Here is a 22,790-nt window from a genome sequence, read left to right as displayed (position 1 = left end):
AAACCGGGGCGGCGCGGGGTCGGGTCAGCTTTCGCTGAGCGCGACCTTCATGTCCTTGACCTGATAGATCACCTCGCCGTCGGCTTCGACGATGCCGTCGGCGACGCCCATGGTCAGGCGGCGCGTCTGGATGGCCTTGGTGAAGTCGATCTTGTAGGTCAGCAGCTTGCGGTCGGGGCGGACCATGCCGGTCAGCTTGACCTCGCCGACGCCAAGCGCGTAGCCGCGCCCGAGCCAGCCGCGCCAGCCGAGGTTGAAGCCGGTCAGCTGCCACAGCCCGTCAAGCCCGAGGCAGCCAGGCATGATCGGGTTGCCGGGGAAGTGGCACTCGAAGAACCACAGGTCGGGGGTGATGTCGAATTCCGCCACGACGTGGCCCTTGCCGTGCGCGCCGCCATCGCCGGAGATCTCGGTGATGCGGTCCATCATCAGCATGGGCGGGGCCGGAAGCTGGGCGTTGCCCGGCCCGAACAGCTCGCCGCGCGCACATTTCAGAAGGTCATCCTTGCCGAAGCTGGTGGGGTAGTCGGCCATGGGTGAAGGCCCTCTCGTTCCTTGAATGTCTGGTTGCGCCCCCTCTAGCATCGCGCCTGCGCAGCTTGCAACCCTGTGCCCATGTCCCGCAGTGGTGCGGGCCATGGCGGTTTCGAATTGAAATCCGGGGCGCATCTTCCCTATATATACAGAATGTGCGGGATTTCTTGAATCGACGGTCAGGCGAGACAGATGACAGCAAATGCAATGACACGGGGCACGCAATGGCTGGGGCAGGCCGGGCTGCGCCCGACGAAACAGCGCCTTGCCCTGGCAGCGCTGCTGATCGGCGACGGTCGAAACCGGCATGTCACCGCGGAAAGCCTGTTTGCCGCCGCGCAGGACAAGGGCGAGAGCGTTTCGCTGGCCACCGTCTACAATACGCTGCGCGCCTTTTGCGAGGCCGGGCTGATGCAGGAAGTCACCGTCGATGGCTCGCGCAGCTATTTCGATACCAACACCCATGAGCATCCGCATTTCTTCTGGGAGGATGACGGGCATCTGACCGATGCCCCGTCCGAACAGCTGGTGATCACGCGGCTGCCCGATGCCCCCGAGGGGGCCGAGATTGCCTCGGTCGATGTCGTGATCCGCCTGCGCCGCAAGGACTGAGCGTTTCGGCGGCTGCGCGGAACCGAGGTGCGGCAGCGGTCGTTGTTCCTGCATAAGGAGGCAACGACATGAGGAGGCAACGACATGACCACCACGCTTACGATCCGCGCCGTCGAGGCGATCACCCACGACACCCAGCGCGTGACCTTTGACAAGCCAGACGGCTTTCGCCATGTGCCCGGCCAGGCCGCGCATATCGCGCTGGACAAGGATGGCTGGCGCGATGTGTGGAAGTCCTTCACCATGACCTCGCTGCCCGAGGATGAGGCGCTTGAGTTCGTCATCAAGAGTTATCCCGAAGAGGCCGAGGGCCATGACGGGGTATCGCAGCGGATTGCCCGGTTGCAACCGGGCGACACGATGGTTCTAAAGGATGTCTGGGGCGCCATCGACGACGAGGGTGACGGCGTGTTCATCGCGGGTGGTGCCGGGGTGACGCCCTTCATCGCCATTTTGCGCGAAAAGCTGGAGAAGACCGGCTCTCTCAAAGGCAATACGTTGATCTTCTCGAACAAGGCAGAGCGCGATATCCTGCTGCGCGACGAGTTCGACAAGATGCCGGGGCTACAGACGCGCTACATCGTCACCGACGAGCCGGACAGCCCGTTGTATCGTGATCGCATCGACGAAGCGCTGCTGAAAGAGTATGTCGAGCCGTCGCGCGACACCTGCTATGTCTGCGGGCCGCCGCCGATGCTGGACGATATTTCGAAGCAGCTGAAACAGATCGGCGTGCCAGAGCAACGCATCGTCATGGAACAGTTCGACTGATCGACGAAGGTGCCCTGCCGGGGTTTGGTCAGAACCATTGTCCCGGTTCCATCAGGCCCAGATCCATCAGCTGGCGCGAATGCCACTCGAAGGCCACCGAATTGTGCCAGCGGAATGTCGGGATGTCGAAGGTGCTGCCGGGGTTGCGCTTGAGCGCCTTGGCGGTGCGGAACGACGCCAGCACGGCCGTCAGGTTGTTGTGCCACGGGCAGGCGTAAGTGTTGTATTCCTCGTCATTGAAGCTGTGATCGTCGCGTAGCGTCAGGCCCGGCTTGGCGCGAAACAGCGCCACGCGGTCGATCTTGCGGCGCGGGGCGGGGATGTGTTCCTCATAGCGCCAGCGCAGACCGCCGAAGAAATCCAGCTGCCGGTCCTTGGGGTGGTTGTGGTTCGACGGGTCGGGCCGCGCCAGCGCGTAATAGCCCGAGCGATCGATGAAGGCCTCGTCCAGCGACACCGCATCGGGAAAGCGCTGTAGGTCGCCGGCATAAAGGTCGATGACATAGGCCAGCATGGCGTTGCGTCGCTCTTCGGCGTGAAACCCCAGCATTTCGGTGATCGAGCGGGTCTCGCAGAACGGGTAGAACAGGTATTCGGCGTTGTAGCACCAGAACATCCACAGCCCCGGCCCGGCCTCGTTCACCGCCTTGACGGCGCGCGGCACCGCGCCGTCGCTGGCCAGCGTGTAATCGATCCGGTGCACCCGCGCCGCCACGTCTCGGGCCAGCGGAAAATGCGGCGGCATGAAGGCCAGCACGCAGCGAAAGCCGCATTGCAGATGGTGGCGCAGGGTGGTGTCGATCTCGGTCTCGTCCTCGCAGAACACCATGGCGACGGGGCCGGTGCCAAGGGCAACGCGCGCTTGCGCCAGGAATTTATCCAGACCGGAATGGTGCATCGCCTGCCTCTATGCGCTTTTCCGGTGAAGACTCCGTCAATTTCGCGCAGGGTGCAAGCGCACAGCGGCCTTTCCTCGCGGGCGTATTTGCGCTATGCGCCGCCACTTGAACCGCCCGATGCCGAAGGTGCCCCCATGTCCGATGCCAAGAAGCTTTTCATCAAGACCTATGGCTGTCAGATGAACGTCTACGACAGCGAACGCATGGCCGAGGCGATGGGCGGGCAGGGCTATGTCGCGACCGACAGCCCTGCTGATGCCGACATGATCCTGCTGAACACCTGCCACATCCGTGAAAAGGCGGCGGAAAAGGTTTATTCGGAACTGGGCCGTTACAAGGGCCTCAAAGACGCGCGCCCGGATCTCAAGATCGGCGTGGCGGGTTGCGTTGCGCAGGCCGAAGGGCAGGAGATCATGCGTCGCCAGCCGCTGGTCGATCTGGTGGTCGGCCCGCAAAGCTATCATCGCCTGCCGGATCTGCTGGCGCGCACCAACGCGGGCGGCAAGGCGCTCGACACCGATTTCCCCGAGGAAGACAAGTTCGACCATCTGAGCGCGCGCCCCAAGGCCAAGCGCGGCCCGACAGCCTTCCTGACCGTGCAGGAAGGCTGCGACAAGTTCTGCGCCTTCTGCGTGGTGCCCTATACGCGCGGGGCCGAGGTGTCGCGCCCTGCCGAGCGTGTGCTGGCCGAGGCGCGCGATCTGGTGGAGCGCGGCGTGCGCGAGATCACCCTGCTGGGACAGAACGTCAACGCCTATCACGGCCATGAGGGCGGGTTGGCGGGGCTGATCTTTGCCCTGGCAGAGATCGACGAGCTCAAGCGTATCCGCTTCACCACCTCGCACCCCAATGACATGGACGATGCGCTGATCGACGCGCATGGCAGCTGCGACAAGCTGATGCCTTACCTGCACCTGCCGGTGCAATCGGGCAGCGACCGCATTCTCAAGCGGATGAACCGCGCGCACAGCGCCGAGAAATATCTCAAGCTGATCGAGCGTCTGCGCGCCGCGCGCCCCGATCTGCACATGTCGGGGGATTTCATCGTCGGGTTCCCCGAAGAGACAGAGGCCGATTTTCAGGACACGCTGGCGTTGATCGAGGCGGTTGGCTACGGCTCTGCCTATAGTTTCAAGTATTCCGAACGTCCCGGCACCCCCGCTGCCGAGCGCGCGCAAGTGCCCGAGGCCGAGAAGGACGACCGGCTGCAACGGCTTCAGGCGCTGTTGCTGCGCCAGCAGCGCGACTTGCAGGATGCGATGGTGGGCCGCGAGGTCGGCGTGCTGTTCGAAAAGGCCGGGCGCATGCCGGGCCAGATGAGCGGCAAGTCCGACTACCTGCACGCCGTGCATGTCGCCGCCGAGGGCGTGATTCCGGGCGATCTGCGCCGGGTGCGGATCGTCGAAAGCGGGCCGAATTCGCTGCGCGGCGAGCTTGTGTAAAGCGACTCCGAAAAAACAATTTTGACGATTGTGATATTCGGCGGGAACAATCCTCGGTTCTCCGGGTGTTTGGTGCTGGATTGGCCACAATATATGGTGGTTTTCGCTTCACAGGTTCGAATTCTCTGCTAATCTTTTGGAATATAGTGATTTGCTCCGTGTGGCCGATCAGGTTAGTTTGCGGCGCGCACGGGAAAACTTTAAGATAGGAACCAAGGCTGTGGTGAAACGCATTTCCAAGGCCCTCCGAGGGACCGCGCGCGCGCTTGCGCTTGCCGGCCTCGCTGCCACGGGGCTCGTGGCGCCCGCTGCCGCTGCGGGCGATGGCTTCAACGACCCGATCCTTTCCACCCAGAACACCCGCACCATCCGCGGCGAACGCATGATCCCCGGCATCAACATCTCGCCCGATGGTTGCGAGATCTGGGTGATGGACGATGGCGTCGAAGGCTACGCCGTCAGCCGCGTCACCCCCGATGGCCGCCCGGTCTGCCGCGACGTCAATGTCTGCGGCACGCTGAAGACCGATCAGTATTTCGCCACCGACAGCTACAAGATCTCCCCCAAGGGCCGCGCCAACCTCGAGGCGTTCTTCCGCAACGGCACCGCCTTTGGCTACATCATCAGCGGCCATACCGATGCCCGCGCCAGCGTCGAATACAACCGCAAGCTCAGCTACAACCGCGCCAACGCGGTCGCGTCCGTGGCGCAGTCGGTCGGCGCCCGCGTCATCGACGTGCAGGGCTACGGCGAGGATTACCCTGTCGCGACCAACCGCACGGCTTTGGGCATGTCCAAGAACCGCCGCGTCGACATCATGTGCGTGCGCTGAGGAGGCCTCGATGACCATGACCAAGCTTACCCTGCTGGCAGGCGTCGCCCTGTCCCTCGCCGCCTGCGCTCCCGTCGGGCCGGACAAAAGCCGTGATCTGCAGACCTTCGATCGCGGCGACCTCAGCCAGATGCGCTGGGGCGTCTGGGTCGACCCGGATGGCTGCGACAACTGGATCGCGGATGACGGCGTCGAAGGCTACCTCGCGCGCCGTCTCGACAAATACGGCAAGCCGATCTGTTCGGGCATCGCCCCGCCGACAGTGGCCACCGGCGATTTCAAGCAAGGCTCGACCAGCCTCATCGGCGATCCTCTCTGAGCCATGACGCTCTCGCAAACAGACAAGGCCGCGCGGTTGCCCACCGCGCGGCCTTTTTACGCTCCGTGTGGCGATCAAAGCCTCACGGGGGCTTGCCGCGCGCCGCCTCGCTTGGCACGATGAAGATGAAATCAATGCGCAGGAGACATGCGTGACCACAGGCACCCTGACCGAAGCGATCCTCGAATTTCCTGACAACCGTCTGCTGATTGAGCTTTGCGGCGAATTCGACCGCAACCTGACAGACATCGAAGCCCGCACCGGCGTGCAGATCCTGCGCCGGGGCAACCAGCTGGCGCTGCACGGCCCTGAAGAGGCGCAGGCCGCCACCCGCGAGGTGCTGAACGCGCTGTATCAACGTCTGGAACAGGGTCGCGCGGTCGGGCGCGGCGACATCGACCGCGAATTCCGCCTGCATCCCGAAGACGAGCCCGCCGAGGGCCAGCTTGAAATGTTCGACGGCGGCAAGGTCGAAATCAAGACCCGCAAAAAGCTGATCGAGCCGCGCACCGATGCGCAAAAGGCCTATGTGCGCTCGCTCTACCGCAACGAGCTGTGCTTCGGCATCGGCCCGGCGGGCACCGGCAAGACCTATCTTGCGGTGGCGGTGGGTGTGAACATGCTGATCACCGGCGCGGTCGACAAGATCATCCTGTGCCGCCCCGCGGTCGAGGCGGGCGAGCGGCTCGGCTTCCTGCCCGGCACGCAGGAAGAAAAGGTCGATCCCTACATGCAGCCGCTCTACGATGCGCTGAACGATTTCATGCCGGGCAAGCAACTGGCCAACATGCGTCAGGAAAAGGTGGTCGAAATCGCGCCGCTAGCCTTTATGCGCGGGCGCACGCTGTCGAACGCCTTCGTGGTGCTGGACGAGGCGCAAAACGCCACCACCATGCAGATGAAGATGTTCCTCACCCGCCTTGGCGAAGGCTCGCGCATGGTGATCACCGGCGACCGGACGCAGGTCGACCTGCCGCGCGGCGTCTCGTCCGGCCTGTCCGACGCGGAACGCTTGCTCAAAGACATCGAGAAGATCGGCTTCAATTACTTCACCTCGGCCGACGTGGTGCGCCACCCGCTGGTCGCAGAGATCATCCAGGCCTACGAAAAAGACGCCGAATCCAGCTGATCCGATCGGCGGGGCGTCGCCGGCCCCGCCGCTTCGAACTTGCGGCGCGGGCCGAACCACTATACGGCGCTCCTGCCTTCTTCTGGCCCCAAATATCCCGGGGGTGGAGGGGGCTGGCCCCCTCCCGGCGCAGGGCCCGCCACCCTTGGGACGCTGGACATGCTGACCGACACGATCCTCGAGGACCCAAGATGGGAGCCTCTCGGCCTCGAACCGCTGGCGGAAACCGCCTCGCGAGCCGCGCTTGCGCATCTCGAGCTCAACGCTGACGGGTTCGAAATCGCGATTCTGGCCTGCGACGATGCCCGCATCGCGACCCTCAACGGCGATTTTCGCGACAAGCCGCAGCCGACCAATGTGCTGTCATGGCCCTCCGAAGAGCGCAGCCCCGAGGAACTGCCACAAGGCGATCCGGACATGCCCGAGGAACTTGGCGACATCGCCATCGCCTATGAAACCTGTGTGCGCGAAGCCACTGACGCTGGCAAAGCGCTTGGCGACCACGTGACGCATCTCGTGGTGCACGCGACCTTGCATCTTCTGGGCTACGATCACATCCGTGACGAGGATGCCACGGTGATGGAAGCGCTCGAAACAGAAATACTTGGCAATCTGGGTATCGCGGACCCATATTTGCAGGACTGACCACCGGGCAATGCCCCAAACAGCAAAACCGGGCAGATCCCGGCAATGGAAAAGGAAAGATGGGCGACAGCGACGCATCGTCTACGGCAGCGCACAGCGCGCAGCCGGATCGACATTCGGAACGGTATTCCGACAAGTACCAGGAACGGGGCGAAAGCATCTTTCGCCGCATCTTTGGCGGGTTGAAATCTGACGGCGAAGAGCCGGGCGTGTCTGACAGCAGCGGCTCTGCGCTGCCTGCGCTCTCCCGGCCCAGCATGCTCAATCTGCGCGACATGCGGGTCGAGGATGTCTCGATCCCCAAGGCCGACATTGTCGCGGTGCCGGACACCATCACCAAGGCAGAGCTGGTGCAGGTCTTTCGCAGCAGCGGCATGACGCGCTTGCCGGTCTATACCGGTACGCTCGACACCCCCGTCGGCATGGCCCATCTCAAGGATTTTGCGTTGCGCTACGGATTCAACGGCTCGGGCGATGACTTCGATCTTGCCAAGATGCTGCGCCCGCTGGTCTTTGTTCCCCCCTCGATGCCCATTGGCGTGCTGCTGACCAAGATGCAGACCGAGCGACGGCACATGGCGCTGGTGATCGACGAATACGGCGGCGTCGACGGTCTGGTGACCATCGAGGATCTGATCGAGCAGGTCATCGGCGAAATCGAAGACGAGCACGACATCGACGAGGGCCGCAACTTCTTCCGCGAAGGCTCGGGCAGCTGGCTGGCTCTGGCCAAGACCCCGATCGAGGAATTCGAGGAAGCGTCCGGCCTTGGCCTGACCGAAGGCGAAGAGATCGACGAAGAAGAGATCGACACGCTCGGCGGTCTGGTTTTCATGCTCGCCGGGCATGTGCCGGCGCGCGGCGAGGTCGTTCCGCATCCCGGCGGCTTCGATTTCGAAGTGGTCGACGCCGATCCGCGCCGCATCAAGCGGCTGCGGGTGCTGCCCCATGCCATGGCGGCGGGCGCGGCGGGCATGTCTGTGCCAAGCGTGCCGGCCAGTCTGCCGGCAAACCCGGTGATCCAGCTGCCGGCGCCCGAGTTGCCGCCCGACTCCCCGTCGGTTTCCCAGCCGGAGACCCCGCGTGACTGACATCTCCGCCCGCCGCCGGCTGGAGGTTTTGCCGCGCTGGCTGCGGCTGGCGCTGGCCATTGGCTCGGGCGCGGTGCTTGGCCTCGGGCAGGCGCCGTGGGATCTGCCGTGGCTGGCCTTCGCGGGGCTGATCGCGGCTGTGGCGATGCTGCGCGCCGCCCAAACGCCGCGCGAGGCGGCGGGCATCGGCTGGGGCGTCGGGCTTGGTTATTTCGGGTTGGTGCTAAGCTGGGTGATCGAGCCGTTCCAGATCGACGCGGCCACCACCGGCTGGATGGCACCCTTTGCGCTGTTCCTGCTGGCGGCGGGCCTTGCGCTGTTCTGGGCGCTGGCGTTCTGGGGCGCGGCCCATGCCACGGCGCGCCGCCGTCTGCTGGCGCTTGCGGTGTGCTGGGCCGCGGCTGAATTCGCCCGCGCCTACCTGTTCACCGGTTTTGCCTGGGCGATGCTTGGCTCTTTCTGGCTGGAAACCCCGGTGATCCAGTGGAGCGCGGTGATCGGCCCGCATGGGCTCAACCTCGTGACGGTGCTGCTGGCCGGGCTTATCGTTGCGGCGCGCCATTGGGCGGCTGCTCTGGGCAGCGCCGCGCTGCTGGCGGTGCTGTTGCTGGGGGGACAGATGCTGACCCCTCCGCTGCAGGATCTCGAGGGGCGCCCGGTGGTGCGGCTGGTGCAGCCCAACGCGGCGCAGCGCGACAAATGGGATCCGTCCCGAATGCAGGGGTTCTTTGACCGACAGGTCGGCTTTACCGCTGATATGGCGCGCAACGGCTATGAGCGCCCGTCGCTGGTGATCTGGCCCGAAACCGCCGTTCCGACCCTGCTGAACAACGCCGAAGAGCTGCTCGGCGTCGTCAGCGATGCGGCGTTTCCCGGCAAGGTGGCACTTGGAATCCAGCGCGAGGAAGACGGGCGCTGGTACAACTCGCTGGTCGTCGCGGGGCTTGGCGGCAAGATCGAGGAGGTCTACGACAAGCACCACCTCGTGCCCTTTGGCGAATACATGCCCGCCGCCGCGCTGTTCCGTCACATCGGGGTCGGTGGCTTGGCGCAGCGGGCGCAATCTGGCTATTCCGCCGGGCCGGGCCCGCATCTTGTCGACCTGGGCGATGAGCTTGGGCAGGCATTGCCGCTGATCTGCTACGAGGCGGTGTTCCCTCAGGATGTGCGGATGCACCCGATGCGGCCGGATTTCCTGTTGCAGGTCACCAACGACGCATGGTTCGGGGCGTTTTCCGGGCCCTATCAGCATCTGGCACAGGCGCGGATGCGGGCCATCGAACAGGGGCTGCCGCTGGTGCGCGCCGCCAACACCGGCGTATCGGCGGTGATCGACGGGGCAGGGCGGGTGATCGACAGCCTCGGGCTGGGCGAGGCCGGGTTCATCGATGAACACCTGCCGCCGCCGCTGCGCGTTACGCCCTACAGCGTGGCTGGCGATCTGCCGATGCTTCCGGTGCTTTTGCTGCTTGGCCTCGTTGCATTTGTCAAAAGACGCGGCGTTTCACGTTGACGGGCCCCAAGCGACGGCCTAGGTAGCCCCGTCATATCCCCGTCACAACGGCTTCCTGGCGTGACGGCAGGTATCTAATGGAGCAATCATGTCCCGACAGAACTACACCTTTACCTCGGAATCGGTCTCCGAGGGGCATCCTGACAAGGTCTGCGACCGTATCTCTGACGCGGTGCTGGATGCGCTCATCGCCGAGGATCCGCTGGCGCGCGTTGCCTGCGAAACCTTTGCCACCACCAACCGCGTGGTCATCGGCGGCGAGGTCGGGCTGAGCGATCAGGCCAAGCTGCACGAGTACATGCAGCGCATTCCCGACATTGCCCGCGCCTGTATCCGCGACATCGGCTACGAGCAGGACAAGTTTCACTGGGAAACGGTCGAGATCACCAACCTGCTGCACGAGCAATCGGCCCATATCGCGCAAGGCGTCACCGGCGAGCGCGGCGACGAGGGCGCTGGCGATCAGGGTATCATGTTCGGCTACGCCACCAACGAGACGCCCGAGATGATGCCGGCGCCGATCCTTTACGCCCATGCCGCTCTCAAGCGGCTGGCCGAGGCGCGCAAATCCGGCGAACAGCCGGTGCTGGGGCCGGATGCGAAATCGCAGTTCTCGGTGCGCTATGAGGGCGGCAAGCCCGTCGGCGTCAGCTCGGTGGTGCTCTCGCACCAGCATCTGGATGCCTCGCTGAGCTCTGCCGATGTGCGTGCCATCGTCGAGCCCTATATTCGCGAGGTGCTGCCTGATGGCTGGCTGACCAGCGCGACGGAATGGTGGGTGAACCCGACAGGCACCTTCGTGATCGGCGGGCCGGATGGCGACGCCGGCCTGACCGGGCGCAAGATCATCGTCGACACCTATGGCGGCGCTGCGCCCCATGGCGGCGGCGCGTTTTCCGGCAAGGACCCGACCAAGGTCGACCGCTCGGCGGCCTATGCGTCGCGCTATCTGGCCAAGAACATCGTTGCGGCCGGGCTGGCAGAGCGCTGCACGGTGCAGCTGTCCTATGCCATTGGCGTCGCCAAGCCGCTGTCGATCTATGTCGATTCGCATGGCACGGGCGAGCTGGACGAAGCGCTGATCGAAGCGGCGATTCCCAAGGTCATCGACCTGACGCCGCGCGGCATCCGCACGCATCTCGCGCTGAACAAGCCAATCTACGAGCGCACCGCCGCCTATGGGCATTTCGGCCGCGCCCCCGAGGCCGATGGCGCCTTCTCGTGGGAACGCTGCGATCTGGCCGAGGCTTTGAAGCGCGAGCTTTGAGTCGGGCGAAACGGGGGCGGCAGACTTTCTAGCCAGGACGTTTGCCGCCCCCACACCTGTCAGAGATGTCTTGCTCCGCCCCGAGGCTTTCGCTACATGCCGCGCCCATGACCACGTCAAACAAGCATCCCGACGCGCCTTGGCGCAATTTTTATGGCCGCATCAAGGGCAAGTCGCTGAAGGCGTCTCAGGAAGCCTATCTGGACGAGGATCTTGCAGCGCTGTCTCCGGGCGCGGTGGATTGGGATGTCAATCCGGACCGCTTGCCGCTGGATGTCGCAGCGCTGTTCGAGGGCCGCCCAGCCTGGCTGGAGATCGGCTTTGGCGGCGGCGAGCATCTGGTGCATCAGGCCTCGACCCATGACGATGTCGGCATCATCGGCTGCGAGCCTTACATCAACGGCGTTGCCATGCTGCTGGGCAAGATCCGCCGGGCCGGGGTGAGGAACCTGCGGGTGCATCCGGGCGATGTGCGCAACCTGTTCGACGTGCTGCCCGACGCCAGCATCGACAGGGCCTTTCTGCTCTATCCCGATCCCTGGCCGAAAAAGCGCCATCACCGGCGCCGGTTCGTCACGCCCGATCACCTTCAGCCGCTGGCGCGGGTGCTGCGCCCCGGCGCGATCTTTCGCGTGGCGACCGATATTCCCGATTACGTGCGCCAGACCTTGGTCGAGGTCCCAAAGGCCGGGTTCGAGTGGCTTGCCGAGCAGCCGTCTGATTGGCGGCAGCCGTGGGACGACTGGTATTCGACCCGCTACGAGCAGAAGGCGCTGCGTGAGGGCCGGGTGCCGCATTACCTGACGTTCCGACGCAACGGATAGGGCGGCGGGGGCCAGCCCCCCTCGGCCTTGCGGCCTCACCCCCCCGGAGTTTGTCGGGCAAGATGAAGACAGGGCGCCGCGATGGACGGGCGCGCGGCGCGCTGCTATGGGCAGTGCGAGCGATAACGAAGAGGGTGTCATGTCGAGCCACGGGGAAGCCATACCGATGATTGCGCGCAGGTCTTCGGGCCTGAGCGGCGAGGCGCATGTGCCGGGAGACAAGTCGATTTCGCACCGCTCGCTGATTCTCGGCGCGATGGCGGTGGGCGAGACGCGGGTGACCGGGCTGCTGGAAGGGCAGGATGTGCTGGACACGGCCAAGGCGATGCAAGCTTTTGGTGCGCAGGTCGAAAAGCGCGGCGAGACATGGCATGTGCATGGCGTCGGCGTTGGCGGGTTTGCCGAGCCGGACGGCGTGATCGATTGCGGCAACTCGGGCACCGGGGTGCGGCTGATCATGGGGGCGATGGCGACAACGCCGATATCCGTGACCTTTACCGGGGATGCGAGTCTGAACAAGCGCCCGATGGCGCGGGTGACCGACCCGCTGGCTTTGTTCGGCGCGCAGGCCCATGGGCGTAGCGGTGGGCGGTTGCCGATGACCATCGTTGGCGCGACGGACCCCTTGCCGGTGCGCTACGCCACGCCGGTGCCCTCGGCGCAGGTCAAATCCGCGGTGCTGCTGGCGGGGCTGAACGCGCCGGGCGAGACCGTGGTGATCGAGCGCGAGGCCACGCGGGATCATTCCGAGCGCATGCTCAACGGGTTTGGTGCTTCGGTGACCACCGAAGAGGCGCCCGAGGGCCGGGTCATTACCCTGCAAGGGCAGCCGGAGCTGAAGCCTCAGGTCATCGTGGTGCCGCGTGATCCGTCGTCGTCGGCGTTTCCGGTCTGTGCGGCGATCATCACCGAAGGCTCTGACGTGCTGGTGCCCAATATCGGGCTGAACCCGACGCGGGCGGGGCTGTTCTTTACCTTGCAGGAGATGGGCGCCGATCTGACCTTCGAGAACCTGCGCGAGGAGGGCGGCGAGCCGGTGGCGGACCTGCGGGCGAGGTTCTCGCCGGATCTGACGGGAATCGAGGTTCCCGCCGAGCGCGCGGCCAGCATGATCGACGAATATCCGGTGCTGTCGGTGGTGGCGGCCTTTGCCAACGGCAAGACCCACATGCCCGGCGTCAAGGAGCTGCGCGTCAAGGAGAGCGACCGCATCGATGCCATGGCGGTCGGGCTGCGCGCCAATGGCGTTGATGTCGACGAGGGCGAAGACTGGTGGACGGTGCACGGGCGCGGTCACGGCGGCGTCAGGGGCGGGGCGGTGACGCAAAGCCATCTTGACCATCGCATTGCCATGTCGTTCCTCGTGATGGGGCTTGCCACGCAGGAGCCGGTGCGGGTCGATGACGGTGGGCCGATTGCCACGTCTTTCCCGATATTCGAGCCGCTCATGACCGGGCTTGGCGCGGATATCTCGCGCGAGAGCTGAACCACGGGGCGTCCGGCGGGGTTGAAGGGCAGGGCGGCTCTGGTCATAACCGGGGCCGAATGAGCCACAAAGAAAGGTCCGACATGGGCTTTACCATCGCCATCGACGGGCCGGCTGCGGCGGGCAAGGGCACGCTCTCCAAGGCGGTCGCGCAGCATTACGGGTTCGGGCATCTTGATACCGGGCTGCTGTACCGGGCGGTTGGCGCGCGGATGCTGGACGGCATGGACCCGATTGCCGCCGCCAAGGCGCTGCTGGCCGAGGATCTTGCGCGCGAGGGCTTGCGCAGCCCCGACGTGGCGCAGGCGGCCAGCAAGGTTGCGATCATCCCCGAGGTACGCGCGGCGCTGGTGGATTTCCAGCGCGCCTATGCCCGCCGCGCCGGCGGCGCGGTGCTGGACGGGCGAGATATCGGCACGGTGATCTGCCCCGACGCCGAGGCCAAGCTGTTCGTCACCGCCATCCCCGAAGTGCGCGCCCGGCGCCGCTATGACGAGATGTGCGCAGCGGGTGTGCAAACCGATTACGAAACGGTCCTCAAGGACACGATCGAGCGCGATCACCGCGATTCGACCCGCGTCGATGCGCCTTTGATTGCGGCGGGGGATGCGGTGATCATTGATACGTCGCAGCTGGATATCGACGCGGCTGTGGCGGCTGCAATTTCGGCGGTGGATGCCGCCCAGGCAAGGATCACCCCATGAAGACCCGGACAATCGGCACGGCAGAGGTTTCTGCGCTTGGGATCGGCGCGATGTCGTTCTCGGATTTCTACGGCGAGACCAGCGAGGCCGAATCGCACGCGCTGCTGGATCGCGCGCGCGAGGTTGGCGTCAGCCACATCGACACCTCGAACATCTACGGCGCGGGCCGTTCGGAAACTGTGATCGGCAGCTGGCTTGCGGCCCATCCCGGCGCACGCGACGCGGTGCATATCGCCACCAAGGCCGGGATCGGCAGCGATGCCGCTGGCAAGCGGGTGATCAACAACAGCCCCGCCTATATGGAGGCGCAGCTTGACGCTTCGCTCAAGCGGCTGGGCACGGATCATGTCGATCTGTTCTACGCGCATCGCTATCAGGCGGATCTGCCGCCCGAAGAGGTGGCGGGCACGCTTGCCCGTCTGGTCGAAAAGGGCAAGTGCCGGTCGATCGGCTTTTCCGAGATTGCCCCGGCCACCCTGCGCCGGGCGGCGTCGGAATACCCTGTCGCGGCGGTGCAATCGGAATATTCGCTGCAAACCCGCGCGCCCGAGTTGGGGCTGATCCAGACCTGCGCCGAGCTTGGCACCGCGCTGGTGGCGTTCTCGCCGGTGGGGCGCTCGCTTCTGACCGACGCGCCGATCCCGCGTGCGCGGATCGAGACCAATCCGTTCCTGTCGGTGAACCCGCGCTTTACCCTGCCAAATCACGACTTCAACCTGCGCGCGCTGGTGCCGTTCCGGGAACTGGCGGCCGATATGGGCCTGAGCACGGCGTCACTCGCCATCGCATGGGGGTTGCACAAGGGCGAGCACATTGTGTCGATTCCCGGCACCCGGTCGCTTGCGCATTTAGACGAGCTGGTGGCAGGCGCAAATGCTGTGCTGACGCCCGAAGACATGGCCCGCATCGAAACGGTGTTGCCGGTCGGCTGGTGCCATGGCGACCGTTATGCGCCGGGCCAGTGGGTCGGGCCGCAGAACTACTGCTAATGGCGCTCGCCCCCCGCAAAACGGGGGGCAACGATCAAGATGCCGCCTGCATCGCCAGATCGGGCGCATCGCCACCGGGCACCTGCGGGGTCTGCCAGCGGGCGTGGATGGCGCGATATTCGGCGACCACCGGCGGGGCCTTGGCCTCTTCGGGAACGGTGAACATCGAGCGCCCGCCCGAGCGTGAGCTAAGCGCGATCAGCCACGGGGCGGCCAGCATCGGCAGGGCAACCGGCAGCAGCCACAGCGTCAGGCCCGGTGCAAGGAAGTAGACCGAGGCAAGGATGATCGCCCCGGCGGTGACGATCCACCAGCTGGCGGCAAAGCCTTCGCGCAGGGTCAGGCGGCCTTCGCCGCGAGCGTTTGCGGGCCAGCCGCCATCCTGCCCCGAAAGCACCTGAAGCACGGCGCGGCTCTGGAACATCAGCATCACCGGCGCGATGGCCGAGGTCAGCAGGATCTCGGTCAGCACCGAGCGCAGCGCGCCGAGCGCGCCGCCAAAACCGCGTGCCCGCCCAGACACCGCCGCCTGCCAGACGATGCCGACCTTAGGCAGGATCAGCAGGCCGACGATGCCGAAGAACAGCGCGGTGATCTCGCGCGAGCGATCAGAGGGGAACACCGGGTAAAGCTGGTGCAGATTCGGGAAATAATCCGGCTCGGGGGCCAGCACGGTGCCCAGCACCGTCGCCACCAGAAACGCCGCCCAAAGTAGCGAGACGAGGTAGGAAAAGATCCCCTGAAGAAACACGTAGCGGCTCCAGAGCGCAAAGCCCGGGGCGCTCAGCAGGCGGATGTGCTGAAGGTTGCCCTGACACCAACGCCGGTCGCGGCGGGCGTAGGACAGCAGGTTCTCGGGGCCTTCCTCATAGGATCCGTCGATGGATTGCTCGACCTTCACGGTCCAGCCCGCGCGGGCGAGCAGCGCCGCCTCGACGTAATCATGGCTGAGGATATGCCCGCCGAACGGCGGCTTGCCGGTCAGCTCGGGCAGGCCACAGCTCTGCACGAAGGCGCGCACCCGCACGATGGCGTTATGGCCCCAGAACGGGCCGTTCAGCCCCTGAAGCCGCGCAAGGCCGCGGGTGAATACCGGGCCGTGGAACACCGAGGCAAACTGCATCGCCCGCCCGAAAAAGCTCGACGCGCCGACCACCTTGGGCAGGGTCTGCAGCAGCCCCAGCTTGGGGTCGGCCTGCATCCGGGCGATCATCTCGCGGATCGCCGCGCCTTCCATCAGGCTGTCGGCGTCAAGGATCACCGCGAATTCGTAGGCGCCGCCGTTGTTGCGGAAAAATTCCTCGATATTGCCAGCCTTGCGGCCCCGGTTGTCACTGCGCCGACGGTAGAAGATCTGGCCTTCGCCGCCGGTTTCGCGCAGCAAACGCGCGAATGTCACGCGCTCGACCGCGGCGAGGGTCTCGTCGCGGGTGTCGGACAGGATGGCGATGTCGGCGCTCACCCCGGCATCGGCGTTCGAGCGGTACATGGCGGCGACGCGGCTGAAGGTGGCCACCGGGTCTTCATTGCAGATCGGCACCAGCACCACGGTGGGCGGCTGATCGCCAATGATCTGCGGCGCCGGGCCACGCCTGCGGCCCGCGACCAGACCGTTCAGGCCCAGAACCGCCCCCCATGCCAGCCAGCCGGTTGTCACAAAGATCAGCACGGCGCGCACGACATCCCAGACCTGCACGCCATCCTGCACCGAGGCTGCGACCGTCAGCCATGTGGCCACCACGGCGGCCAGCGCGGTGACAGCGAGCGACAGGGCGCGGGCCATGGCGGTTGCGGGATCGACGCGTGCGCCCATGGTCAGGCGCTCTGGCCGGTGAGCAGCAGGCGCAGCATCGCGAGCGGTGACAGGCGCGTCGTGCTGCGTTCCAGCACCTGCTGGGGCATGTCGAGCGGGGCAGGGGCCGGTGCCCAGCTCTCCGGGGCCGGGTTCATGATCTGATCGTGCGAAAGATGGGATTGCAAGGTCATTGTCTCATCCATTGGTAAAGCCATGTCTCGGTCAGGACTTGTCCGAAGCCCTCGATTCTGGCGGTTATCTCCATCGAGCTGCCCGGTGCGGTGGTCGCTTCGACCACCAGCCGCCAGACGCCGTCCTCATCGGTTTTGGACAGCACCACCTGGGTGATCTCGCCGCGGGTGGCGCTCGTTACCGGAACAACTTCCGCGTTCGCCGGAAGTTCCGACAAAGCGCCGCCTGCGAAGTCGATGACGAATTTCTGAGCGTCGGACTTCTGCTCGACCCCGGCCACTCCGGCGGCGCCAACGCGCGAGCGCAGGACGCGGGCGCGGCTTTTGTCGCCGTCGCCGGCGGGGGACATGCCCCAATGCAGCCGGTAGGCGAATTCCATTTCTCCACCCGCCTCTGCTGGCGCTTCGGGAATCCAGAAGGCAACGATATTGTCGTTGGTTTCGGTCTTGGTGGGGATCTCGAGCAGGCGCACGCTGCCCTTGCCCCAATCGCCCATCGGCTCGACGATCAGCGTCGGGCGCCGTTCGTAATGGGATTCCGCGTCGAGGAACTGACCAAAGTCGCGTTCGCGCTGCACGAGGCCGAAAGAGGCGGGCGATTGCATCCCCAGATATGAGCTGGCCAGCCGCGGCGGGTTCGACACCGGGCGGAACCGGGTTTCGCCATCGGGTGCGGTCAGCACCAGCGCGTCGCTGTCGTGCACCGCCGGGCGGAAATCGTGGAACGCGCCGGGATCGGCGCCGCCGAACAGGTACATCGAGGTCAGCGGCGCGATGCCAAGCTGTTCGATGTCGTCGCGAAAGAACAGTCGGGCGGTGACCTCGGCGGTGGTGTCCTGCCCCGGCGTGATGACAAAGCGATAGGCCCCGGTCACCGAATCGCTTTGCAGCGCGGCATAAAGCGTGATCGTGGTGGCGCCGGGGGCAGGGCGCTCGATGTAGAATTCGGTAAAGCGGGGGAATTCCTCTTCGCCGGACAGCCCGGTGTTCACCGCAAGCCCGCGCGCCGACAGCCCGTAGCGGTTGCCGCGCCCGAGCAGGCGGAAATAGCTGGCCCCAAGGAAGGAGCCGACCTCGTCATAAAGATCGGCGCGATTGAACGGCGCCATGAGCCGAAAGCCCGCCACGCCGGGCAGCACCAGATCGGGCGGCAGCGCCGTCTTGACGTCGCGGTAATCAAAATCGGCGGTCGAGAACACCATCGGGCGCGACACGCCGTCGACCAGCTCGAACATGTGTACGGGTTCCTTGAACAGCCAGCCAAGATGGAAGGCGTTCAGGCGGAACAGGCGGCTGGGATCGTCGGCCCAGCGTATGTGATCGGCGCGAAAGCGGATGCGGTTGAAATCATCGTAGTCGATCTCGGTCAGCGGGCCACTGATTTCATCGCGCGGGGCAGGGTCGGATTGCGCAAGCTCGCGCATCCGCTCGCTCAGCCCGTCAAAGGAAAACGGCTGGCCTTCTTCTTGCGCATGGGCGGCGCGCAGGCCCAGCAGCGCCGGTGCAGTGGCCGTGCTGAGCAATGCCGCCAGCACATGGCGGCGGGTTGGACGGATTGCGGGTTGGCAGCACGTGGGCGTCACACAGGTCTCCTGACAGAAATCTTGATAAAATGATGGGCGTATATGGCGGAACATCAAGAAGACGCGCGAGCGGTCCGCGGGGTTCCGCGCAATGCTGCAGATGCATAAGCGGAATTCCGTCAGAGCTGTGCAATCCAGCCCTCGGCGTTAACGGTTTCGGCGGGTAATTGCCTGTTTCTCGGGCGAATCTATTTCCCGATCCGGACGCTGCCGGCAAGCGCATCTGACACCTTCTGCGGTCTCAAGCAAGATCTTGCGCATGCAGAATCGCGTCAATCGTCTTGCGTTGCGACGCAAGACGCGCTATGTCGCGCGCGTCGAGACAGGCAGCATAGCCCGCAGGCATCTCGGAAGGGGCGGTTATCCGGCCCCTTTTGTCATATGCACCCGTCGCGGAGAAATCCGCGGCAATGTCCGAACCGACCAAGCCAGCCCGCCCCCGCCTTGGGGACACAGCGGTAGGGAAACCGAAGACCGGCGGAGACAACCGCCCGGCCAGTATAAATCGATGAAAAGGATACGACTGCCACATGGCTGATACGACCATGGAGGAATTCGAGGCCCTCCTTAATGAAAGCCTCGAAATGGACACCCCGGACGAAGGTTCGGTTGTCAAAGGCAAGGTCATCGCGATCGAAGCGGGCCAAGCCATCATCGATGTCGGCTACAAGATGGAAGGCCGCGTCGATCTTAAAGAATTTGCAAATCCCGGTGAGACGCCCGATCTGAGCGTTGGCGACGAAGTCGAGGTCTTCCTCCGCTCCGCCGAAAACGCACGTGGCGAAGCCGTGATCAGCCGTGAGATGGCCCGCCGCGAAGAAGCGTGGGACCGTCTCGAGAAGGCCTATGCCGACGACGCCCGCGTCGAAGGTGCGATCTTCGGTCGCGTCAAGGGTGGCTTCACCGTCGACCTCGGCGGCGCCGTGGCCTTCCTGCCCGGTTCGCAGGTCGATGTGCGCCCCGTGCGCGACGCCGGCCCGCTCATGGGTCTCAAGCAGCCGTTCCAGATTCTCAAGATGGACCGTCGCCGTGGCAACATCGTTGTCTCGCGTCGCGCTATCCTTGAAGAATCGCGGGCCGAGCAGCGCGCGGAAGTCATTGCCAACCTCACCGAAGGCCAGACGGTCGACGGCGTGGTCAAGAACATCACCGAATACGGTGCGTTCGTTGATCTGGGCGGCGTTGATGGTCTGCTGCACGTCACCGACATGGCATGGCGTCGCGTCAACCACCCGTCCGAGATCCTGACCATCGGCGAGACCGTCAAGGTCCAGGTCATCAAGATCAACAAGGACACTCACCGTATCTCTCTGGGCATGAAGCAGCTTCAGGAAGATCCGTGGGATCTGGTGGCTGCCAAGTACCCGCTGGGTTCTGTCCATGCTGGCCGCGTGACCAACATCACCGATTACGGTGCGTTCGTCGAGCTGGAGCCGGGTGTCGAAGGTCTCGTTCACGTCTCGGAAATGTCCTGGACCAAGAAGAACGTGCACCCCGGCAAGATCGTTTCGACCTCGCAGGAAGTCGAAGTCATGGTGCTGGAAATCGACGCTGCCAAGCGTCGCGTTTCGCTTGGCCTCAAGCAGACCATGCGCAACCCGTGGGAGCTCTTCTCGGAGACGCATCCCGAGGGCACGCAGGTTGAAGGTGAAGTCAAGAACATCACCGAATTCGGTCTGTTCATCGGTCTTGACGGCGAGATCGACGGCATGGTGCACCTTTCGGACCTCTCGTGGGACCAGCGTGGCGAAGAAGCCATTCAGGAATACCGCAAGGGCGACGTGGTGCAGGCTGTCGTCACCGAAGTCGACACCGACAAAGAGCGGATCTCGCTCTCGATCAAGGCGCTTGGCGGCGACAAGTTCGCCGAAGCGGCTGGCGGCGTGAAGCGCGGCTCGATCGTGACCGTGACCGTGACCGCGATCGAAGATGGCGGCGTCGAAGTGGAATACGAAGGCATGAAGTCCTTCATCCGCCGCTCCGACCTGTCGCGTGACCGTGCCGAGCAGCGCCCCGAGCGGTTCTCGGTCGGTGACCACATCGATGTGCGCGTCACCAACGTCGACCTCAAGACTCGTCGTCTGGGTCTGTCGATCAAGGCACGCGAGATCGCCGAAGAGAAAGAGGCCGTGGAACAGTTCGGCTCCTCCGACTCGGGTGCATCGCTGGGCGACATCCTTGGCGCAGCGCTGAAGCGCGACAACTGATCCAGTCCGGTTTCGGATTGACGGGAAAGGGGCCTTCGGGCCCCTTTCTTCGTTTCAGCGCCGCGCCCGGCGGGGGGCTCATGGCGCTTGCGGGCCTGCACGGGCGCGCCTGACGCCCGTTCGGAGCGGTCGATTTTCCCGAATCGCGGGCTGCCTCATTCGCAGGCGTTGCCGCTACCGGCTGGCACAGGCTGCCGCTGCCTGCCGCCGAACCTCACGTGATCCGCATCAAACCGCTGCCCATGCATGCTTTTCTCCGTGAACAGCCGGTTTCCGTTTGGCAGGTTTTGTGTAAGTGTCGTAGAACGGAATGGCGCGGGAAGGCGCCTGGCAGGGGATGGTGAGATGATCAGATCGGAATTGATCCAGAAGATCGCGGAAGAGAATCCGCATCTCTACCAACGGGACGTCGAGAGGATCGTGAATACGATCTTCGAGGAGATCACCGATGCGATGGCCGCGGGTAACCGGGTCGAGCTGCGCGGTTTCGGGGCCTTTTCGGTAAAGAAGCGGGATGCGCGGCTCGGGCGGAACCCGAGGACCGGAGAGGCGGTTGAGGTCGAGGAAAAGCATGTGCCGTTCTTCAAGACCGGCAAGCTGCTTCGTGACCGGCTGAACGGAAAGTAAGAAAGAACATGCGTTACATTCGCTATGCGTTTCTGGCGGTGCTGGCCGTGGTCCTTGTGGCTATCGCAATGGCCAACCGCGAGATGGTTGATCTCAAGCTGCTGACGGCAGAGCTGTCGTCGCTGCTGCAGTTTCAGGCGGGGATCACCGTTCCGGTGTTTCTGGTGTTTTTCGGCGGCATCGTCTTTGGCCTGCTGATCGGCTTTGTCTGGGAATGGCTGCGCGAGCACAAGCACCGCGCCGAAGCGCAACACCGCAAGGCCGAGGTGCGCAAGCTCGAACGCGAGCTGAAAAAGACTCAGGCCCAGCGGGACGAGGGCAAGGACGAGGTTCTGGCGATTCTCGATCGCAGCGCCTGAGACTGGCCCCTTCGGGAAGCATTTGAAAACGGCGCGGGGCCACAGGCTTTGCGCCGTTTTTCTGTGCCGGACCTGCGTTTCGCCGTGATGTCCGCGCAAACCCTGCGCGATAGCATGCAAACCGCGGCTGCGGGCGGACCCTCTTGGCTGAACACCTGCGCAAGCGGCCGCCAAAGGCGCGCGCCTTGCCCGCGCGGCCCGCTTTGTGCGACAAGGCCGCGACGGCGGGCGCGGGGGTCTTGCCGGGCATGCAGCGAGGCAGGCGATGACACAGGTTTCGGTCAAGATTTGCGGTTTGAAGACGGCGGCGGATGTGGCGGCGGTCGCTGCCAGCGGCGCGCGCTATGCTGGCTTCGTGTTCTTTGCCAAAAGTCCGCGCAATGTGGCCATCGACACGGCGCGCCTGCTGGCGCTTGGCGCGCCGGTGGGGCTGGCCAAGGTCGGCCTTGTGGTCAATGCCACCGACGCGGCGCTGGACGAGATCCTTGGCGCGGTGCCGCTGGATATTCTGCAATTGCACGGCAGCGAAACCCCCGAGCGGGTGGCACAGGTGCGGGCGCGCTTTGGCCTGCCGGTGATGAAGGCGGTCGGGGTGCGCGGCGAAGAAGACCTTCCGGCGCTGGTCGAATATGGCCGCGTCGCCGACCAGCTTCTGGTCGATGCCAAGGCGCCGAAGGGGGCAGCGCTGCCGGGGGGCAATGGTCTCGCCTTTGATTGGCGGCTGATCGCCGGGCGGCGCTGGCCTTGCCCTTGGATGCTGGCCGGAGGTCTGACCCCGGACAACGTCGCGCGCGCCATCGAAATGACCGGGGCACGGCAGGTCGATGTGTCCTCCGGGGTCGAATCGGCTCCCGGCGTCAAGCAGGCGGCGCTGATCGAGCGTTTCGTCGCGGCGGCCCGCGCCGGGGCAGAGGCCGAGGCTGTGCCGCGCCTTTGAGCGCCGCGCGCCTGCGTCGGGGCAGGTCCGCCGC

23 protein-coding genes and 1 riboswitch are annotated in these 22,790 nt (G+C 65.0%); of the genes, 18 read left to right on the top strand and 5 right to left on the bottom strand.

From position 1 onward, the window contains the following. Nucleotides 1-24: 24 nt before the first annotated feature. A complete protein-coding gene (gene fabA / locus Q4543_RS13930) occupies nt 25-534 on the bottom strand; it encodes a bifunctional 3-hydroxydecanoyl-ACP dehydratase/trans-2-decenoyl-ACP isomerase (protein WP_303439071.1) in 510 nt (169 codons plus the stop codon). Nucleotides 535-726: 192 nt separating this feature from the next. Here fabA and irr point away from each other — a divergent pair, with 192 nt between their 5' ends. Together irr and Q4543_RS13920 are read left to right on the top strand one after the other, a co-directional pair. Beyond that, on the top strand, nt 727-1,146 hold the full coding sequence (gene irr, locus Q4543_RS13925; RefSeq protein WP_216005355.1) for a Fur family transcriptional regulator Irr: 420 nt from the start codon (nt 727-729) through the stop codon (nt 1,144-1,146). A gap of 84 nt (nt 1,147-1,230) precedes the next feature. Further along, complete coding sequence (locus tag Q4543_RS13920) at nt 1,231-1,917, top strand: FAD-binding oxidoreductase (RefSeq protein WP_303439070.1); 687 nt, start codon at nt 1,231-1,233, stop codon at nt 1,915-1,917. 28 nt (nt 1,918-1,945) lie between these two features. On the opposite strand, the gene Q4543_RS13915 is transcribed toward Q4543_RS13920, so the two are convergent. Continuing rightward, nucleotides 1,946-2,815 (bottom strand): hypothetical protein, encoded by an 870-nt coding sequence (locus tag Q4543_RS13915; RefSeq protein ID WP_303439069.1) that lies wholly within the window; start codon nt 2,813-2,815, stop codon nt 1,946-1,948. A 135-nt stretch (nt 2,816-2,950) separates the two neighbouring features. On the opposite strand from Q4543_RS13915, the gene miaB reads away from it, so the two are divergent. From miaB to Q4543_RS13855, 12 genes are all read left to right on the top strand, one after another. Next, complete coding sequence (gene miaB / locus Q4543_RS13910; protein ID WP_303439068.1) at nt 2,951-4,258, top strand: tRNA (N6-isopentenyl adenosine(37)-C2)-methylthiotransferase MiaB; 1,308 nt, start codon at nt 2,951-2,953, stop codon at nt 4,256-4,258. Nucleotides 4,259-4,478: 220 nt separating this feature from the next. Then, nucleotides 4,479-5,090 (top strand): OmpA family protein, encoded by a 612-nt coding sequence (locus Q4543_RS13905; RefSeq protein ID WP_303439067.1) that lies wholly within the window; start codon nt 4,479-4,481, stop codon nt 5,088-5,090. 10 nt (nt 5,091-5,100) lie between these two features. Further along, the gene (locus Q4543_RS13900; protein ID WP_303439066.1) at nt 5,101-5,409 is read left to right on the top strand and encodes a hypothetical protein; all 309 of its coding nucleotides are present in this window, start codon (nt 5,101-5,103) and stop codon (nt 5,407-5,409) included. Between the two features lie 151 nt (nt 5,410-5,560). Then, nucleotides 5,561-6,538 carry a PhoH family protein gene (locus Q4543_RS13895; protein WP_216005360.1) on the top strand — a complete coding sequence of 326 codons (978 nt, stop codon included), beginning with the start codon at nt 5,561-5,563 and terminating at the stop codon, nt 6,536-6,538. 159 nt (nt 6,539-6,697) lie between these two features. Further along, complete coding sequence (gene ybeY, locus Q4543_RS13890; RefSeq protein ID WP_303439065.1) at nt 6,698-7,183, top strand: rRNA maturation RNase YbeY; 486 nt, start codon at nt 6,698-6,700, stop codon at nt 7,181-7,183. Nucleotides 7,184-7,242: 59 nt separating this feature from the next. After that, nucleotides 7,243-8,274: a hemolysin family protein gene (locus tag Q4543_RS13885; protein ID WP_303439064.1), complete on the top strand. Its 1,032-nt coding sequence runs from the start codon at nt 7,243-7,245 to the stop codon at nt 8,272-8,274. Then, the gene (gene lnt, locus Q4543_RS13880) at nt 8,267-9,787 is read left to right on the top strand and encodes an apolipoprotein N-acyltransferase (protein WP_303439063.1); all 1,521 of its coding nucleotides are present in this window, start codon (nt 8,267-8,269) and stop codon (nt 9,785-9,787) included. Before Q4543_RS13885 ends, lnt begins: the two co-directional genes overlap by 8 nt. 36 nt (nt 9,788-9,823) lie before the next feature. Then, nucleotides 9,824-9,872, top strand: a riboswitch (SAM-SAH riboswitch). Nucleotides 9,873-9,875: 3 nt separating this feature from the next. Then, nucleotides 9,876-11,054 (top strand): methionine adenosyltransferase, encoded by a 1,179-nt coding sequence (gene metK / locus Q4543_RS13875; protein WP_216005363.1) that lies wholly within the window; start codon nt 9,876-9,878, stop codon nt 11,052-11,054. Nucleotides 11,055-11,161: 107 nt separating this feature from the next. Continuing rightward, nucleotides 11,162-11,878 carry a tRNA (guanosine(46)-N(7))-methyltransferase TrmB gene (locus Q4543_RS13870; RefSeq protein WP_303439062.1) on the top strand — a complete coding sequence of 239 codons (717 nt, stop codon included), beginning with the start codon at nt 11,162-11,164 and terminating at the stop codon, nt 11,876-11,878. A gap of 139 nt (nt 11,879-12,017) precedes the next feature. Further along, the gene (aroA, locus tag Q4543_RS13865; protein ID WP_303439061.1) at nt 12,018-13,364 is read left to right on the top strand and encodes a 3-phosphoshikimate 1-carboxyvinyltransferase; all 1,347 of its coding nucleotides are present in this window, start codon (nt 12,018-12,020) and stop codon (nt 13,362-13,364) included. An 83-nt stretch (nt 13,365-13,447) separates the two neighbouring features. Further along, the gene (locus tag Q4543_RS13860; RefSeq protein ID WP_303439078.1) at nt 13,448-14,068 is read left to right on the top strand and encodes a d(CMP) kinase; all 621 of its coding nucleotides are present in this window, start codon (nt 13,448-13,450) and stop codon (nt 14,066-14,068) included. Continuing rightward, the gene (locus tag Q4543_RS13855) at nt 14,065-15,057 is read left to right on the top strand and encodes an aldo/keto reductase (protein WP_303439060.1); all 993 of its coding nucleotides are present in this window, start codon (nt 14,065-14,067) and stop codon (nt 15,055-15,057) included. The genes Q4543_RS13860 and Q4543_RS13855 overlap by 4 nt, the downstream gene beginning before the upstream one ends. Nucleotides 15,058-15,091: 34 nt before the next feature. Here the strand turns inward: Q4543_RS13855 and mdoH are convergent, their stop codons facing one another. Genes mdoH through Q4543_RS13840 form a run of 3 tightly spaced genes read right to left on the bottom strand, consistent with a single transcriptional unit; the run spans nt 15,092 to nt 18,626 of the window. Beyond that, on the bottom strand, nt 15,092-16,870 hold the full coding sequence (gene mdoH, locus Q4543_RS13850) for a glucans biosynthesis glucosyltransferase MdoH (protein WP_303439059.1): 1,779 nt from the start codon (nt 16,868-16,870) through the stop codon (nt 15,092-15,094). Nucleotides 16,871-16,872: 2 nt separating this feature from the next. Then, nucleotides 16,873-17,043, bottom strand: coding sequence for a hypothetical protein (locus tag Q4543_RS13845; RefSeq protein ID WP_303439058.1), 171 nt, complete (start codon nt 17,041-17,043; stop codon nt 16,873-16,875). Beyond that, complete coding sequence (locus Q4543_RS13840) at nt 17,040-18,626, bottom strand: glucan biosynthesis protein (protein ID WP_303439057.1); 1,587 nt, start codon at nt 18,624-18,626, stop codon at nt 17,040-17,042. Before Q4543_RS13840 ends, Q4543_RS13845 begins: the two co-directional genes overlap by 4 nt. Before the next feature lie 530 nt (nt 18,627-19,156). On the opposite strand from Q4543_RS13840, the gene rpsA reads away from it, so the two are divergent. The 4 genes from rpsA (at nt 19,157) to Q4543_RS13820 (ending at nt 22,756) form a co-directional block, all read left to right on the top strand. Further along, nucleotides 19,157-20,833, top strand: a complete 1,677-nt coding sequence (rpsA, locus tag Q4543_RS13835) for a 30S ribosomal protein S1 (RefSeq protein WP_303439056.1) — start codon at nt 19,157-19,159, stop codon at nt 20,831-20,833. A 345-nt stretch (nt 20,834-21,178) separates the two neighbouring features. After that, a complete protein-coding gene (gene ihfB / locus Q4543_RS13830) occupies nt 21,179-21,460 on the top strand; it encodes an integration host factor subunit beta (RefSeq protein ID WP_216005372.1) in 282 nt (93 codons plus the stop codon). Nucleotides 21,461-21,468: 8 nt separating this feature from the next. Continuing rightward, on the top strand, nt 21,469-21,819 hold the full coding sequence (locus Q4543_RS13825; protein ID WP_216005373.1) for a LapA family protein: 351 nt from the start codon (nt 21,469-21,471) through the stop codon (nt 21,817-21,819). Nucleotides 21,820-22,084: 265 nt separating this feature from the next. Next, a complete protein-coding gene (locus Q4543_RS13820) occupies nt 22,085-22,756 on the top strand; it encodes a phosphoribosylanthranilate isomerase (protein WP_303439055.1) in 672 nt (223 codons plus the stop codon). The last annotated feature ends 34 nt before the right edge of the window (nt 22,757-22,790 follow it).

Source organism: Salipiger sp. 1_MG-2023 (assembly GCF_030547555.1).
GTDB lineage: Bacteria > Pseudomonadota > Alphaproteobacteria > Rhodobacterales > Rhodobacteraceae > Salipiger.
Note: the sequence above shows the minus strand (reverse complement) of the source record. Positions and strands in the feature narration are given on the sequence as shown.

Coding starts and splice junctions, on each gene's coding strand:
- Q4543_RS13885 (WP_303439064.1), top strand. CDS start 7,243: ATGGGCGACAGCGACGCATCGTCTACGGCAGCGCACAGCGCGCAGCCG.
- mdoH (WP_303439059.1), bottom strand. CDS start 16,870: ATGGGCGCACGCGTCGATCCCGCAACCGCCATGGCCCGCGCCCTGTCG.
- Q4543_RS13825 (WP_216005373.1), top strand. CDS start 21,469: ATGCGTTACATTCGCTATGCGTTTCTGGCGGTGCTGGCCGTGGTCCTT.
- Q4543_RS13860 (WP_303439078.1), top strand. CDS start 13,448: ATGGGCTTTACCATCGCCATCGACGGGCCGGCTGCGGCGGGCAAGGGC.
- Q4543_RS13900 (WP_303439066.1), top strand. CDS start 5,101: ATGACCATGACCAAGCTTACCCTGCTGGCAGGCGTCGCCCTGTCCCTC.
- Q4543_RS13870 (WP_303439062.1), top strand. CDS start 11,162: ATGACCACGTCAAACAAGCATCCCGACGCGCCTTGGCGCAATTTTTAT.
- ybeY (WP_303439065.1), top strand. CDS start 6,698: ATGCTGACCGACACGATCCTCGAGGACCCAAGATGGGAGCCTCTCGGC.
- Q4543_RS13915 (WP_303439069.1), bottom strand. CDS start 2,815: ATGCACCATTCCGGTCTGGATAAATTCCTGGCGCAAGCGCGCGTTGCC.
- metK (WP_216005363.1), top strand. CDS start 9,876: ATGTCCCGACAGAACTACACCTTTACCTCGGAATCGGTCTCCGAGGGG.
- Q4543_RS13845 (WP_303439058.1), bottom strand. CDS start 17,043: ATGACCTTGCAATCCCATCTTTCGCACGATCAGATCATGAACCCGGCC.
- Q4543_RS13855 (WP_303439060.1), top strand. CDS start 14,065: ATGAAGACCCGGACAATCGGCACGGCAGAGGTTTCTGCGCTTGGGATC.
- fabA (WP_303439071.1), bottom strand. CDS start 534: ATGGCCGACTACCCCACCAGCTTCGGCAAGGATGACCTTCTGAAATGT.
- aroA (WP_303439061.1), top strand. CDS start 12,018: ATGTCGAGCCACGGGGAAGCCATACCGATGATTGCGCGCAGGTCTTCG.
- Q4543_RS13820 (WP_303439055.1), top strand. CDS start 22,085: ATGACACAGGTTTCGGTCAAGATTTGCGGTTTGAAGACGGCGGCGGAT.
- irr (WP_216005355.1), top strand. CDS start 727: ATGACAGCAAATGCAATGACACGGGGCACGCAATGGCTGGGGCAGGCC.
- Q4543_RS13920 (WP_303439070.1), top strand. CDS start 1,231: ATGACCACCACGCTTACGATCCGCGCCGTCGAGGCGATCACCCACGAC.
- rpsA (WP_303439056.1), top strand. CDS start 19,157: ATGGCTGATACGACCATGGAGGAATTCGAGGCCCTCCTTAATGAAAGC.
- ihfB (WP_216005372.1), top strand. CDS start 21,179: ATGATCAGATCGGAATTGATCCAGAAGATCGCGGAAGAGAATCCGCAT.
- miaB (WP_303439068.1), top strand. CDS start 2,951: ATGTCCGATGCCAAGAAGCTTTTCATCAAGACCTATGGCTGTCAGATG.